The organism is Paenibacillus sp. 01T443, from assembly GCF_056398325.1.
Genome location: NZ_JBFTPE010000030.1, coordinates 39718 through 55277, shown reverse-complemented (window position 1 = coordinate 55277; position 15560 = coordinate 39718). Strand labels below are relative to the sequence as shown.

Sequence of the window (15560 nt, the reverse complement as noted above, 5' to 3'; positions counted from 1 at the left end):
TGTCTTTACTAATCAGCATCTGTAGTATAAAACCCACTATTGTAGATATAATTAGGCGTATTAACAGCTATAAGCTTGACCTTTTTGTTCGTATAATTAGCCCAATTGTGGGCAATATTTGAGTCCATATGAACACTGTCACCAGGATATACTTCATGCCTCTTACCATTTATGTAAACTGTTAATATACCCTCTAAAACATAAATGAACTCTTCTCCCTTATGCTTATAGGATAATATTTCTTCATCTTTCTTTTGAGGAAGAATTTCTATAAGCCTTGGAAAAAGTTGTTTACTTTCTAAGTTTKTACTTAAACTATACTTAATAAAACCACCTTCTACTGAATCCATTAATTCTTGTTCATAACTTCTTAAAACCATATCTTTCCTTTTTAGTGGATAATCAAAAAAATGTGTTAAATGTACTTTCAAAATATCAGCTAGTTTTTCAAGTGAATCAACAGCTATGGTAGTAAGCCCCCTTTCTAATTGAGACAGAAATCCAACAGATAGTTCGCTTTTTTCACTTAACTCTTTCAAAGTAATTCCTTTTTCAGTCCTCAATTTCTTTATTTCCATTCCTATATTCATAAATTCACCCCGGATTTTCATTATTGTGAATAATATAATATAATTTAGAGTAATTATCAATATACTATGAAATAATTTCATAAATATGAAAATCATTAAATTAACGTAATCATCTATTCTCTCAAGAACAGTCCGTAGAATTACACAATCTGGCACAAAACAGACGCTTGATCTATTAGATCTCTATTAGATCTATGCGCCTAGATTATTAAATAATAAAATATGAAAAAGAGCTATCTTATAGTGCCTTACTCAACTAAAGCGCCAATAACTCGAAGGAGAGTAAAGATACAGTCTGCCTACAATTTGATTAACCAACCTCAGTCTTCTGGTTAGGTCATGTTTTTTAGGTACTGATCTATATTAAAATGAGGAAAAATTTTCTAGCTTCGATCAAGTTTTGAAACTTCTCCCTGATTTTGTTGCATTGTAAATAGTTGAATTTGGATGAAATGCGTTTAATGTGAATTCCCCTCCTTAGATGCAACCATAAGAGCATGCTAGATTGCTATACAGATAATGTAACCTATTTAAACAAATCCAACCTTTGGTGATTTACAATTTTTATCAACCAACAGATTTGAAAAAATCACAGGAATAAAAAAAGCCACGTCATGAAGACATGGCCATTGAATCTACAAAAGAACTTATTCGAACAATATTAATAATGACCCGTCATYTCTTCGCCTTATAAAACTCATGATAAAGCTTCATGAGCGCTCTTTTCTCTATCCGCGACACATAACTCCGCGATATCCCAAGCTCCTTTGCAATCTCCCGCTGCGTCCGCTCATCCCCGCCATGTTCCAGCCCGAAGCGCCCAATCACGACTTCCTTCTCCCGATCATCGAGTATATCCAGATTCTTATAAATTTTCGATTTTTCAATCTTCAACTGAACCTTATCCACGATATCATCAGCCTCAGTACCGAGGATATCGATCAATGTAATTTCATTTCCTTCCTTATCCGTGCCGATCGGATCATGCAAAGAAACGTCTTTCCGCGTCTTCTTCAAAGACCGCAGATGCATAAGTATTTCATTCTCAATACAACGAGCAGCGAACGTCGCGAGCTTCGTGCCTTTACCAGTTTGGAAGCTCTCGATTGCTTTGATTAATCCGATCGTTCCGATCGAGATCAAATCCTCGAGATCTTCACCTGTATTGTCGAATTTTTTGACGTTGTGGACACAACCTGATGTAAAAGTCGTACTGGAATTGTGATAGCTTTTGGAAAGAAGTTTTAGGATACGATTCAACAGAAGAGGTCAATGATTTTATCTAATATATTCAATCAGGCGAGATCGGACTAACTGGGAATTATTTAAACCTTACGGATCTGGTGGATGAAAGAGTTCTTCATTATACGTTTGCCCGTAGCGTAGAGTCGATGCAAAGCTTTAATCTATCTATGAAATACGACATGAATGCTGATAATAACGGCTATAGCTGGGGGTATGCTGATCCGCTCGCAGACCATGGAATCGAGCATTTGATGTCCTGCATCCATCCCCATCATGGCTATCATCCTTTATTTAAGAAACAAACACCATTCTACTGGCAGTCACCAAATAGTAAGAAAGTGCTAGTGTGGAGCGACGAACATTATCTAATTGGAAACAGGAAAACAGGATACCCTTCCTCAAAAAATGAGGATGAGTATCCTGTTTATAAATTTCGGACTTTTTCAGTGGCACAGCACATGGCCATGCCCCCTTAGATCGTTAAGGTTTTTCCGGATCAGCGGAACCGGAATATTTGTTAATCACTCGGTACACGATGACTGCCACTTCTGCCCTTGTCGTAGTAGCATTCGGGCTAATCAAACCTTCTCCTCTGCCTGAAATAATACCAGCATTGACTAGTGCCGCCACAGCATCTGTCGCATACGCTGAAATTTCAGATGCATCGGTAAAGCTGTTCAAATCGGAAGCCGATCCATTAGGTTCCCATTTATCGACAGCCTGCAGTGCTCTTGCTACAAGCACCATCATATCCTGCCTGGAAATTTCCCCTCTTGGATTGAATATCCCTTCCTCGGTTCCCTTTGCGATTCCCAGCTCCTTCACAATGCCGAGCGCTTCATAGTAGTAATCGTCTTGATCGACATCCTGGAAGTTGCCGCTGATTTCCACTTTTAAGCCAAGCGCTCTTACTAGCAGCGTCACGAAATCAGCCCTTGTTATCTTTTTACTAGGCTCAAAAGTAGTTGCTGAGGTACCTTTTATGATACCTTGTTTGGCCAATGCTTCGATGGCTGCCTCAGCCCATTTGTGTCTGCTGGTATCCGTAAAGAAGCCATCGGATTCTTTTTGTTTTGCCGTAACTTCGACAACCGCAGTTTTACCTTGATAACTTACCGTTACGGTCGCACTTCCCTTACCGAGCGCTTTCACGAACCCGTTCGCGCTTACCGCAATCACTGATGCATCCGAAGAGGCATACGACGCTTTATCGGTCACGCTCTTCTTGGTTCCGTCGCTATAGGTTGCCGTGACCTGAATAGCCTGAGTTTTGCCTACTTCCAGCGCATATGACGCAGAATCGAGGCTGATTCCCGTGAGCACGGCCACATTCCCTGGATTTCCGGTATTTCCGGCGTTTACAGTAACGTTATACACCGCTTGGTGACCGCCGTCTGCTGTCGTAGCCGTAATCTTCGTCCTTCCAGCAGATACGGTCTTCACGGTAACGCTTGTTGTGCCAGACGCTGCATCGTACACCGCATCTGTAACCGTCACTGCATTTCCTTCTACCGTAAAGGTCACGTTTTTATTGGCTGCATCAGCCGGATTGACCGTTGCAGTCAAGGTATGCTCAGCGCCTATGTCCAACACTTCAGACACTTTATTCAGAGTAACGCCCGTTACCGAGACTGGTACAGCAACAACCGTCGCTTCATACACGGCCTTGTTGCCGCCTGCCGTAGTCGCCGTTACTTTCGAATGGCCTGGCGACACAGCGCTTACCTTTACGCTTGTCGTTCCGCTTACCTCGTCGAATACTGGGGTAGACAATGTGACCGCATTTCCTTCTACTTCAAAAGTTACGGTTTTATCGGTTGCATCAGCCGGACTGACCGTTGCGATCAAGTCATCCGCAGCTCCGACGATCAGGGTCGAGGAGGACTTATTGAGAGAAACACCCTCTGCAGGCACTTGAACGTCGTTAACCGTAACATTGTAGTAGTCTTTGTATTGTCCGTCTTCGGTTTCTACCGTAATCTTGGCTGTACCCGCGGACAGCGCCTTCACTGCTGCGCTAGTCTTTCCGTCAGCGTTGAAGATCACATTGGACAATTCAACCACGTTGTCATTGTCTACCGTGAAAGTTACTTTCTTATTGCTTGCATTAGTCGGCGTTACGGTTGCCACCAAATGATCGGTAGCACCTACACTTAGCGAAGCGGCCGTTTTATTCAGAGAAACTCCATCAGCTGCTACTATAGTTGTTGCCGGCAGCACAGTCACACTGATACTTGTTGTCAATGCTACGTTGTTCGGATTTAGCACGTCTACAGGCAGAGTTACAGTTCCATTTACGGTGAATATTTGCTGCGTTCGTACAGCCGGATCATAGCTTGAACCGTCAACATCCCATGTCACATTAGCGTTCATGCTTCCCGTATCGGTAACGAGCTCTGTCGTTGCAGGTAATCCAAGGGCTTCTGCTGTCTTCTCCGTACCGCTCACCACCCCTGTGATTTCTGCAGGAGTTGTTATGCTCGTAAGCGTCAGTCCTTCCTCAGCATTCAGCAATTGCGTTACTTGATCCTGAGTCAACATATAGTTAAATACGCGAACGTCGTCCAGCAGTCCATTGTATGCTTCTCCCCATGGAGCGGCTCCCAGAATGATTTTATTCGTTGTGTTCGGAAGTGGCCCGAGATTCGTTGCATCGCTTGCCACTAAGTTACCATCGACATAGATCTTCAGCCCAATTGCTTGACCGTAGGAAGCCACATAATGATGCCAGTTGTTATCACTGTAGGTCCATGGAAACACCAGCGATTTATTACTAGATGAACCATTGGGCCAATAGGCCACTTGAGCTTTACCCCCGCCTGACAACTGTAAGGCCGTGAAACGACTATCTTGACGGATAACGCTATAGTAGCCGTTTGAAGGCTGAGAAGTCTTGAACCAGAACGAAACGGTCTCGTCACCCGTTTGATTCAAAGTTGCCGAAGGGTTGATCTCAGCCCTTGAGCCGCCGTTGAAAGCAAGCGCTCCGCCGAACTTGCCCGAATTGGTCCAAGTTGGGTTGTTAACCAGAGTTACGGTGTTGCCCTTGCCTGAAGAATCGCCAGCTGTTGTACCGGAGCCTTCATTAAACCTCCAGTAGGCTTCTAGTTCGGCAGGCTTAACAGTTACGCTATTGCTTGATGTCGAGTGCAGTATAATGTAGTCAAGGTTTACGTTTCCGCTATCTCCATCATCGTATTTATAAGATATCGTATTAAGTCCGGATTTTAGCGTTACAGTCTCAACCTTGTCGCCCCATGTAGCCCAATTTGCCAAGCTCGGCAGGCTAATCTGCCTTAACTTGATGCCGTTCACATACAGGCTGACTTTCTTTGTTGCGCCCGTAGCATTGGCATACCTGAGATCCAGATTATAACTACGCGTTAACTCTGATGAATTATTTACTGTAAAGGTAGTCGTTGCACCAGTTTCCCCGTATCCGTCCACAAAACCGGTCCCGGAATACTTCAGATGGTCGTTAACTACCACTGCACCGCCCGATAGTGAAGCATCCTCAGCCTCATACTTGTTATATGCCGTTACTGTAATATAATCGAGACTAACATTTCCGCTGTCGCCCGATTCATACTTGTATGTTATGGTATTGTCCCCTGCATTCAGGTTTACCTTCTCAACCTTGTCGCCCCATGTATCCCAATTTGCCAAGCTCGGCAGGCTAATCTGCCTTAACTTGATACCGTTCACATACAGGCTGATTGTCTTTGTTTCGCCCGTAGCATTGGCATACCTAAGATCCAGATTATAAATTCCGGCTGACGCAGCATTTACTGTAAAGGTAGTCGTTGCACCGATAGACCCGTATCCGGCCGCAAAACCGATCCCGGAATAGTTCAGATGGTCATTAACTACCACTGCACCGCCCGAGAGTGAGGCATCCTCGGCCTCATAATTATTTTGTTCCACAAATTCCCATTGATCGCTCGTCCAATCACCTCCACCTACCATACCAGATTGTACATATTCGTTCTGTGTGTGTATATGCTGCAAGGCATGCTTGCGGTTTCTGAGCTGGAAAAATCCATTTTCAGAGCCGACTGGCATCCAATCCGCACTCCATCCTGTAGCTGGTCCAGTCTGAATTCGACCGTTATTAGCCTCAATATTCATATAGTTGCCGGTTAACCGGTTTCTGAAACGGATAAATCCATCACTATTTTCTAGAGCCCATTGATATTTATAACCCGTTCCATCTCCATAATTTACTGTTCCTGAATCATCAAAAAGGCTTTTACCTGTCTGCTTGCGATTATAGATTTGATAATACTTACTGTCGGAGTGCGCAGGGACAATACTCGTCGGCAGCGTAAGGTCTCCCGTGTATGGTACTCCATTAAATGTAACGTTTTCAACATAACTACCTATAGACAAGTTTCCAATTGCGCTATCTGTAACAAGCTTCCCGTCAACTTTTACATTTTCAAAATGTACATTTTTCACAAATTCAGTCGCACTTACCCCGCCTACCTGCGACCCGAAATCATATGGATTGGAGGCATAATTAATATTCTTGAACGTAATATTACTTATACTTCCAGTTGCATGATTCCAGATTTGATAGGGATATACTTCCAACATACTCCCGTATCTGGTACGTTCTATTTCAATATTCTCGAAGAGCACATTATCTGTTAAGCCGTTAGCGGAATAAACTCCAATAGTACCTCTTATGCCAGGATATGCATTAGAGTTAATAATGTAGATATTTTTAGCTGTATAGCCTGTAAGATTACCAGCGTTAACCATAAGACTATGCACTCTCATGCTAGCAACCACGTTATTCTCCCATAAGATGTTACTACTATTAGCGCCAGTCACAAGAGCATCGTCAGAAGTTCTAACAAAACTATTCTTCACTGCCACATTCTTATTGTCCATTACAAGCACAATACCGTCACCTTCATGCATACTGGTGAAGCCTTTAATATTGTCTATTTCTACATTTGAACTGCCGATTACATTGACGGACTGCCTTTCAGGATTGACGACAACTAATCCCTCAATTTTGACATTTTCCGAATAGAATGCGACAATACCCGGCATTTCGGGGTTCTTAGCTCTAGCAGCATCCGTAAAATCACCGCTCCACTTAGACATCTCAAGTATGCCTCGTCCTCTAATGGTAATATCCTTTTTAATAGGACTCTTATCCCAATTAGGCTCATTCAAATACGGATTGGTTCTAATCTGTGCCTTGACTATTGCACCTGGCGCTAAATAGACTGTTGTTCCACTCGGTACATCTATATAATCCATCTCAGCCATGTAGCTGCCGTTTGTGTGAGCGCGTATTTTCTGCCTCTTTATTATTCCATAATTTGGACTTGCCGGATTGTCCGAATACTCATGAACTCCAGGGCCAAAGTACATGACGTTCGCATCACCCTTTGACGGAATGTTCGTGTCGATAGGATTTGCAAATATATGCAGCGCATTATAGATATTATCATTTACCTCAAGTACGATGTTTTTATCTCCGGTCACTGAAAACGTGATCACATTTCCAACAATTGTCGGCTCTATTCCGTATGCCTGAGGCCAAACCTTTGCTGATGTTAATGGACCATCGCCATGATACGTAACCTTCATTTCCACTGTACCTGCAAAGTCAAACATTACAAAACCTGTAGGCATATTGCTATTACCTGGATCACCCGAATCACCATTAAACATTCTTGCCAAATGTGTAAATAATTCCTGATAAGTTCCCCCTGGAGTTTTTACCTCTGCTGTAAAAGCTGAATAGCTTGGTGCAGTCCCTTGCGCCGGAATAGGATATACATTAAGTTGATTTCCTGGATCTTGCTCAGCCGCAGAAATAGAATTCGGTGGAGAAACAATGGTAACAATTGTAAACATCACTAGTACCAGGACCAAACTTAATAATTTTTTTCCTTTTTTTTTCATGTTAATTCTCCCTTCTTTTACCTACGATTTGGATCTCCTAAAGCCTTTTGAGTTTTGTCTTATGATTTAGTGGCAGCACAGTTGTTCAGACGTGTTGGATCATTCGCTCAATCAAGCTGAATGCATTTCCCTTCTCATAGGAAGAGCGTATGAAGTTATGTGTATCCCACGTCTGATCCCCATAAAAATTAGTTCTATTAAAACGCTTACATGTTATTACTTGGTTAATTCTTGATTACTTCGATACAAGAAATGTATCGATTTGTTGGCATTTTTAATGAAGGATCATTTTTTTAATTTGCTACAAACCGCTGAAACACCATGATGATTCCGAACATCGGAATCATGCTGAACACGCACAACAGCAAGACGTCGGGAAGAATCATGAGATGATGCGGTAATAACGTTTTTTTTCCTTATTCCCGCTCACCTTCGCAAGAAGCAGGAAAGGCGCAAATTCAACAACTTTGCGCCTTTCTCTTCTTTCCTATCCTTACTATTTTTTGATCGCCGCTTCCACTTCTTTGGTGATTTGATCGCCGCCAAGCCGTTTCCATTCCGCAACGAACGAATCAAACTTGTCGACAGGCTCTTCACCCATTACGATTTTCAAAAATGTTTCATTTTCCAATTTCAGTAAGATGGCCCATTTCAATTCCATCGTTTTCGTCTGTCCGRAGAAGACGTTGCGCGTGACAACGAAATTGGCTGGATCGGTTTGAGCCGCGCCCTCCATTCTAGCCATCACTTCGGACCATGCAGCTAAATCCTTTTTCGGATTCTCATCATTTTTCTTCACGGCGTTATACCAATTTGTTAATTCCGTGTTAAGTTTGGACGGATCTTTTGCTTCCCATGCGCTCTTCAATTCGGAATGAGTTCTGAATACGGCATCTTCCGTATCGAGGTTGAGGGCAAACGGCCATACCCACCAGCCGACGTTCAGCCCCTTATAAATGTCTACCGCATCCGGATCAAGCTGACGTCCGGCTTGAGTCTGTACATTCAATATTTTCATAACCGCATCGGGATGTTCGTACCCCTTCCTGACAACTAAGTACGAGCCGGCCGGATCCGTATCATACGTATTGAATTTCCCGTCTGAATCAACAGGAACGGAATAGGCCTTCCACTCCGCTTTCGGATCGTTCTTGACGGAATCGGTTAACGGACTGCCATAAGGACTCCACCATGGTTCGAGTACGATGCCTAACTTCCCTGCCGCACCAAGCTCGTTCACATCTTTGCGTATGGCAAATTGCTTGTCGATGATACCCGCAGCATACAAGTCGTGAAGCTTGGCTAACGCCGTTTTCATTTCCGGCAAGATGGAGCTGTAGGAGACGTTGCCCGACTTGTCTTTCATCCACTGGCCTTTATAAGCATGAAGCGATCCGAGTATCGGACTGAAGTTACTCTTCCCTTCATACGTGGACAAATCCGGAATTGACGTTAAGCCGACCGTATCCTTTTGACCGTTGCCATCCGGATCTTTCTCGACAAACGCTTTCGCTACAGCAACCAGATCATCGAGTGTCTTCGGCGTTTCCATCCCGACTTTCTCGAGCCAATCCTGCCTGATCCAGGTTAAGCTATGCTGTCCGCTGATTTTCGTACTTGGAAGACCCATCAGTTTGCCATTTATAGTGCCTCTCTTCAAAACACGATCCTCATAGGAATCGTAATAACCTTTAATAAGCGGGCTTGCCAGCTTCTCATAAACGTCAGTCAGGTCTGCAATCAGATCGGCTTCCGTTAATTGCTTCAGCTGCTTTTCATTCACGAGGAACGCATCCGGAATATCTCTGCTCGCGATGGATACAGAAAGTTTTTGCTGGTAGGCTTCATCCGTTTCCGTCTGCCAAGCAAACTTAACTTTGACATTCAATTTTTTCTCGATATATCGGAAGTACTCGTTGTTTTCGACCGTGTCCCCATTGGGCAGATTAGTGCCTTTCGCGCTGATGCCTTTCCCGATGCTTAGCATAATCGGCTGACTATACTTACCAAATGGATCATTTGTGGCGGCTCCTTGCGTTTCATTCGTTTGGCTCGGCTCGGTGCTTGGCGTCACTTCATTGTTACCCGTAGTACAAGCCGTCATAAGGATTGTAAGTGACATGAGTACTGCTGCGGTTGTCTTGAGCTTCATTCTGTATTTCCCCCTTAGATCGTATATTTACCTTACAAAGCGATTGTACTATGCTTCTTGTCCTAGACAGGAGCGAAAACAGTCGATAGCAGGTAGAATTTGATCCTCCGTTTCTTATGTTTGTGTGATCGCCGACCACTTTCATACCTCCTCCGACTGAATTCCTACTCTAGCGTACCTTTCCGCTGCGTCAACGGAATATTCATCGTCATCGTCGTACCATGCCCAATGCGGCTTTCAACCTGAAACCGGCCGTTATCTGCGTAATGGACGTTGATAATCCGCAATACGTAACTTAGTCCGATGCCGAGACCTGATTTTCCCCTTTCGTTTTCGTATGAAAATAAGCGGGAAACTTCTTCCTCCGTCATACCGGCCCCGTTATCTTTTACCTCAATATTCATATAACCGTCATTAGCTGCGATGCCCACTTCGATCACCCCTTCTTCATCTCCAAGCCCATGATACAAAGCGTTTTCGACGATCGGCTGAAGGATGAAACGCGGAATCGTCTGGTCCAGCAATGTCTCGTCCACATCGTAACGAACATTAAACTGGTAATCATAACGAATGCGCTGAAGCGCCATGTAGTCTTTCAAGGCTTCGAGTTCATCGCGCAGCTTGACGACGGATCCTTCTTTGCCTAAGTTATAGTGCAGAACACGTGTGAAAATGGAAACGAGACGGTCGATATCATCCTGCCCGTTCATGCGCGCGATCCATTGAATTGTATTTAACGTATTATGGATAAAGTGAGGATTGATTTGATGGAGAAGCTTTTCCACTTCCAATTGCGCTTTCATCCGCTCATTGCGTTCGATTTCTGCAAACAATTCCCCCATTCTAGTTCTCATGAGATCGAACTCGAATAGCACGCTGTCGAATTCGCGCACGTTCGTCTTATTGAGCTTGGAATCGAATTTGCTGCCTCTCAGGGAACGAATCTCTCTCAAAATGCTTCGGATCGGCCGGTATACGGTCCGCCATACCAATAACGCGAGCGCAATGCTTAAAGCAAGACATACGAGGCTGATGCCTCCGTATCGCAATAGCCAGGTACGGAATTCCTTCTCAAAATCTCGTTTATCGATCGCAACGATGACACTCCACCCTTGGTCGCTAACTTCCTTGAAAAAATAAAAACCTTTTTCTTCTGCTACATTAACAGCCGAGTTTTTAATAAAAGAAAAATCGGTGCCTGAAGGAAATTGAAGCTTATTGTCACTGTAGGCAATTTTACCGCTCTGATTCAACAAAATATGCGAGGCGTTCATCCCATATTGATCCTTTTTGAGAATTTTCTCAAAAAAAAGGAGATTGGTTTCTAGATACACGTAAATCGTTTGCTCTTCTATTCCAGGGACATTTACCGGTCTTGCCAACGAGAAAACGGCATTCTGACTGTGCTTGTACGCTGTTTCGTGCGGACCGAAGAACGATTCGCCCTTAACGCTGGACAGTAAAGGAAGCGATTCAATGGAGAAATCGTCCCTGATTTCCCGGTTTTCGAACTTCACTTTCTCATCGCCCGAAAAAAAATAGAGCATAACCCCCAAATATGGATTCGTGGAATTAACGAGATTCATATTTTTCTGAATCTCCGTCGTCAGCTGCAGCTGCTCGAAAATACTTTGAGACGAAAGCAGATTGGATAACGATTGTCCGACAGATCCTTCTTGCGAAAGCTGCAGAGAGGCATACTCCATATTGCTAAGCGTATTTTCAAGACCCACTCTCGATTGGGACAGCGTGTTTTTAATTCCGCTTTCAATTTTTTCGTGAAAAATCGTTTGCAAAGCCAAATAAGAAACCACCCCTAGTGAGAGGAGTGGAATAATAGTACTCATTAGGAGCGTTGCAACCAATCGCGTTTTCAGGGAAGACCAGTCGATCTTCATTTTATCTCGATGCTCCCTTCGTTCGCTTTACGGTATTCCGCTGGATTCATCCCTGCCCGTTCACGGAATATTTTGCTGAAATACTTTTCATCCTTATAGCCGGTTCGTTCCGCAATTCGGTAAATCGGGTACTTTGTTTCGACAAGCAGCCCTTTCGCCTTCTCGATCTGCAGTTCCTTCATGTATTCACCGAACGATCTGCCGATAATCGTTTTGAAGCATTCGCTGAAATAGCCGCTGCTTATGTTGAATGTTGCTGCTACCATGTCGCGATTGACACGCAAATCGTCCAATTGCAGCATATAATAAAGTGCTTTCAAAACGGTGACGATGATTTCGTCAGAGTAAACGAAGCCTTTCATTCTCTGCTGTATCGCACATCGAATCTCAATAAGGATTTGCTTAAACACGTTCCAGCTTACCAACGATTCAAGGATGGAATCGTATGCATCCAACTCGCCGCTTCGGAACATTTCGCGCCAAAGGCGCACGGATATACGGAGTAATTCCGACAAATATCGGCTGTCAGGTTTCGATTGCTCGATCAAGGCGATCAGACGCTGCCATTGCTCCTCATCATAAAGCCAGCGGAAAGAGAACCACACTTCATCAAGCAGTTTTGGCTCATCGAGAATAGGTTTGTCCATCGATTTTGCCAGCATCATCGTCAGCTCGTATACTTTCCGATTCGGTTCGTATTCGTAAAACAAATAAGTCCGAATGCTTACGACGGATAATTCCGGCTTTCCATAAGCTTTTATAAGGATGTAATCGTTCGATTGAGCTGCATATCGACGTAAGGACGATTCTATTTCGTCATCCGTGCAAGCAATGGACCAAATTTGACCGCCGAACGGTGTTACGGAAAAAATGCCAGCTTTCATCAAATCGGAAACTGGATCTAGTTGCTTGGTTGTAGACATGAGCACCAATAGATAAATAGGTCTGTCTTCCATCTTCGGCTTGGAAATACCCGTTCCCGCCACTTTATTCGTTTCGTCAAACTGGATTCTCTGTACGATTCGCGCCAGCATGTTATCCATGCTTTCTTTTTCCAACTGCGTTTTGACGATGTAGTCAATTGCTCCGGCACGCATCGCTTCTTGAATGTATTCGAAATCCTGATGACATGTCAGCACGACGATCCAGGTATTCGGATGCTGAGCCCGAACCGCCTTCATCAGTTCGAAACCGCTCATTGTTGGCATCGTCAAATCAACGAACAGTAGGTCGACCTTGTGTTGTTGCATGAAATCGAGTGCCGCTCGACCGTTCCCCGCTTCGCCGACAATTCGGATGTCATATTTACCCCATGGCATCGTGGAAATAAGGCCCTTGCGAACCAGCTTCTCGTCATCCACAATCAATGTATTTATCATTTTGTATCGCCTCGATCCTAACGTAATTTCGCTGTAAGTAAGGTGCTAGTTCAGACCTTATATAAAGTTGATTTCATTAAAACACAAAAACCCGAAGGACTACCACTCTTTTCACAGAGTGTCTACCTTTCGGGTTACTGTTCAGTTTTAGTTTGCCCCTTTTTTTATCAAATCTCTTGTAAGATAAAGAGGAGACTTCTGAAATCCCCCTCTAAATGTGGAATAGAGAGTCCGAAGTACATCAATTCATCTCCTCTGTACACCTTGCCGTTATGCTGCAAACGATACGACTTATTCGGATCGAGTCCTGTCAGACGTAATCTACATAGTGGTGCATTCGGCTCGGCAAGGACCTTAAAGTAAGCAGCAAAGGCTTCTTTTCTATCCTCCGATACAAACATCCACGCTGTCTCATTCCCCTCAAAAGGACTAAGAAGACGATAGAAATCTCCATACTGGATTAGCTTTCGGAGTTCTTTATACTGAGCAACCTGCTGCCGGATGTCTTCGCACTCCGATTCATTTAACTTGGTCAGATCCAGCTCGTATCCAAAATTCCCCGACATTGCGACATGGCCGCGTGTTTCCAAAGGTGTATTGCGATGTACCTGGTGATTTGGAATGGCTGAAACATGGGCTCCCATGGAACTTGCAGGATACACCATACTTGTTCCATATTGAATCTTCAATCTTTCAACCGCATCGGTGTCGTCGCTAGTCCAGGTCTGAGGCATATAGTACAGCATTCCTGGGTCAAATCGTCCGCCACCGCCGGAACAACTCTCGAATAAAATATGTGGGAAACTGGAGACGATTCGCTCCATCACCTCATAAAGTCCAAGGATGTAACGGTGCCCTGTTTCGCGTTGACGTTCTGGAGGGAGCTGGGCGGAACCTACCTCCGTCATATTCCGGTTCATATCCCATTTTACATAAGTGATTGGCGCCGATGACAGAACTGAACTGAGCGAATCCACAATATAATCCTGTACATCCTGGCGCGATAAATCGAGAATCAACTGATTCCTAGCTAATGTTCGTGTATGTCCTGGCACATGCAAACACCAGTCCGGATGCTCGCGGTACAGATTACTGTTTGGAGATACCATTTCCGGCTCGAACCATAGGCCAAATTGCATCCCCATTGCCGTAATATCTTCTCCCAGCTTACCGAGTCCTTCTGGAAGCTTGCGCCGATCCTCAACCCAATCTCCCAATGAGCTGTCGTCATTGTCACGCTTCCCAAACCAGCCATCATCCAGGACAAACAACTCCAAACCAAGCTCTTTGCCTGCATGAGCAATTTCATTTATTCTATCTGCGTCGAAATTAAAGTAAGTCGCTTCCCAGTTATTAATGAGAATCGGTCTTTGCTGATCACGGAAGTTACCTCTACATAAACGGGTTTGATATAGCTTGTGATAGGTTCGTGACATTCCACCTAATCCTTCAGCTGACCGTACAAGTACGGCTTCAGGAGCCTGAAATGTATCTCCAGGTTCTAACAACCACTGAAAATTAAATGGCTGAATACCCATGCCAACTCTGGTCATCCCATATTGATCCACTTCCGCCTGCGCTAGAAAACTACCACTGTATACAAGACTGAACCCGTACACTTCACCATGATTCTCCGTCGCATCTTTAGCCAGCAAGGCAATAAACGGATTTTGCTGATGACTGCTGGAGCCGCGTTTACTGTCAATCCGATGAATCCCAGGTACAAGCGGTCTCTTGTGTACATGGCGTTCTCTCGTCCATGTACCGGACAATTGCAACATATCAAAGTTGGAATGATGGAAATCAACATTAGCGCTTAATACTCGGTTCAGTATTATCTTGTCCTGTCCTAAGTTCTCGATACGTACGGAACGTGTGATTGCGTCAAGATGGTTTAATACGGTGTACACAAGAGTCGCCTTTAGTCCACTTTTTGCATCTCGCAGAACCATTTCCAGCGTATCTGCTTCATCATCACTCTCAACATATGTGGAGGGCAGCCCCTGCAAACGCGGCTTACCTTTGCTTAGCGTATAACCTTCATAACGGAAATCAGTAACTGTTGTACCATCCTGCAAGTGGACCTCGAGCGCTGGCTCCCGGAAATCACCATTGCCGTACGACGGAAATTCGTTTGGTAGAGTATCCAGAGAGTAGGCTTTATCCTCTAGCAGAAAACTTGGATTGAATGAGCATCTTTCAACTAAATCTAATGAAGGCTGGAATTGGTTTGCTCCCAGTTTTGGCCCCCAATAGAGATGGGCTGGAACTTCACCCTTAACGATTTGAATAATATAGCTGGAGTTATTAGATCGTAAATGAAACACTCGATTGCTGTTATCATAATAAATGGACATGATATTCTCCTAAT

7 protein-coding genes are annotated in these 15560 nt (G+C 44.1%); all 7 read right to left on the bottom strand.

Features of this window, described 5'->3' with window-relative positions:
- Positions 1-8: 8 nt before the first annotated feature.
- The 7 genes from AC1DLI_RS30795 to AC1DLI_RS30765 all read right to left on the bottom strand — a co-directional run bounded on the left by AC1DLI_RS30795 (position 9) and on the right by AC1DLI_RS30765 (position 15546).
- The gene (locus tag AC1DLI_RS30795; protein WP_477608953.1) at positions 9-590 is read right to left on the bottom strand and encodes a helix-turn-helix domain-containing protein; all 582 of its coding nucleotides are present in this window, start codon (positions 588-590) and stop codon (positions 9-11) included.
- Positions 591-1265: 675 nt separating this feature from the next.
- Positions 1266-1841 carry an RNA polymerase sporulation sigma factor SigK gene (gene sigK / locus AC1DLI_RS30790; RefSeq protein ID WP_477608985.1) on the bottom strand — a complete coding sequence of 192 codons (576 nt, stop codon included), beginning with the start codon at positions 1839-1841 and terminating at the stop codon, positions 1266-1268.
- Positions 1842-2315: 474 nt separating this feature from the next.
- The gene (locus AC1DLI_RS30785; RefSeq protein ID WP_477608951.1) at positions 2316-7760 is read right to left on the bottom strand and encodes an S-layer homology domain-containing protein; all 5445 of its coding nucleotides are present in this window, start codon (positions 7758-7760) and stop codon (positions 2316-2318) included.
- Between the two features lie 496 nt (positions 7761-8256).
- The gene (locus AC1DLI_RS30780; protein ID WP_477608949.1) at positions 8257-9912 is read right to left on the bottom strand and encodes an extracellular solute-binding protein; all 1656 of its coding nucleotides are present in this window, start codon (positions 9910-9912) and stop codon (positions 8257-8259) included.
- A gap of 164 nt (positions 9913-10076) precedes the next feature.
- Entirely contained in the window at positions 10077-11810 is a 1734-nt protein-coding gene (locus tag AC1DLI_RS30775; protein ID WP_477608947.1) for a sensor histidine kinase, read from the bottom strand.
- Positions 11807-13189, bottom strand: coding sequence for a response regulator transcription factor (locus tag AC1DLI_RS30770; protein ID WP_477608945.1), 1383 nt, complete (start codon positions 13187-13189; stop codon positions 11807-11809). Before AC1DLI_RS30770 ends, AC1DLI_RS30775 begins: the two co-directional genes overlap by 4 nt.
- Positions 13190-13356: 167 nt before the next feature.
- Positions 13357-15546, bottom strand: a complete 2190-nt coding sequence (locus AC1DLI_RS30765) for an alpha-galactosidase (protein ID WP_477608943.1) — start codon at positions 15544-15546, stop codon at positions 13357-13359.
- Between the last annotated feature and the right edge of the window lie 14 nt (positions 15547-15560).

Bases quoted from the DNA above. Each gene is read 5' to 3' on its own strand.
- AC1DLI_RS30785 (WP_477608951.1), bottom strand. From the start codon at position 7,760: ATGAAAAAAAAAGGAAAAAAATTATTAAGTTTGGTCCTGGTACTAGTG.
- AC1DLI_RS30775 (WP_477608947.1), bottom strand. From the start codon at position 11,810: ATGAAGATCGACTGGTCTTCCCTGAAAACGCGATTGGTTGCAACGCTC.
- AC1DLI_RS30770 (WP_477608945.1), bottom strand. From the start codon at position 13,189: ATGATAAATACATTGATTGTGGATGACGAGAAGCTGGTTCGCAAGGGC.
- AC1DLI_RS30765 (WP_477608943.1), bottom strand. From the start codon at position 15,546: ATGTCCATTTATTATGATAACAGCAATCGAGTGTTTCATTTACGATCT.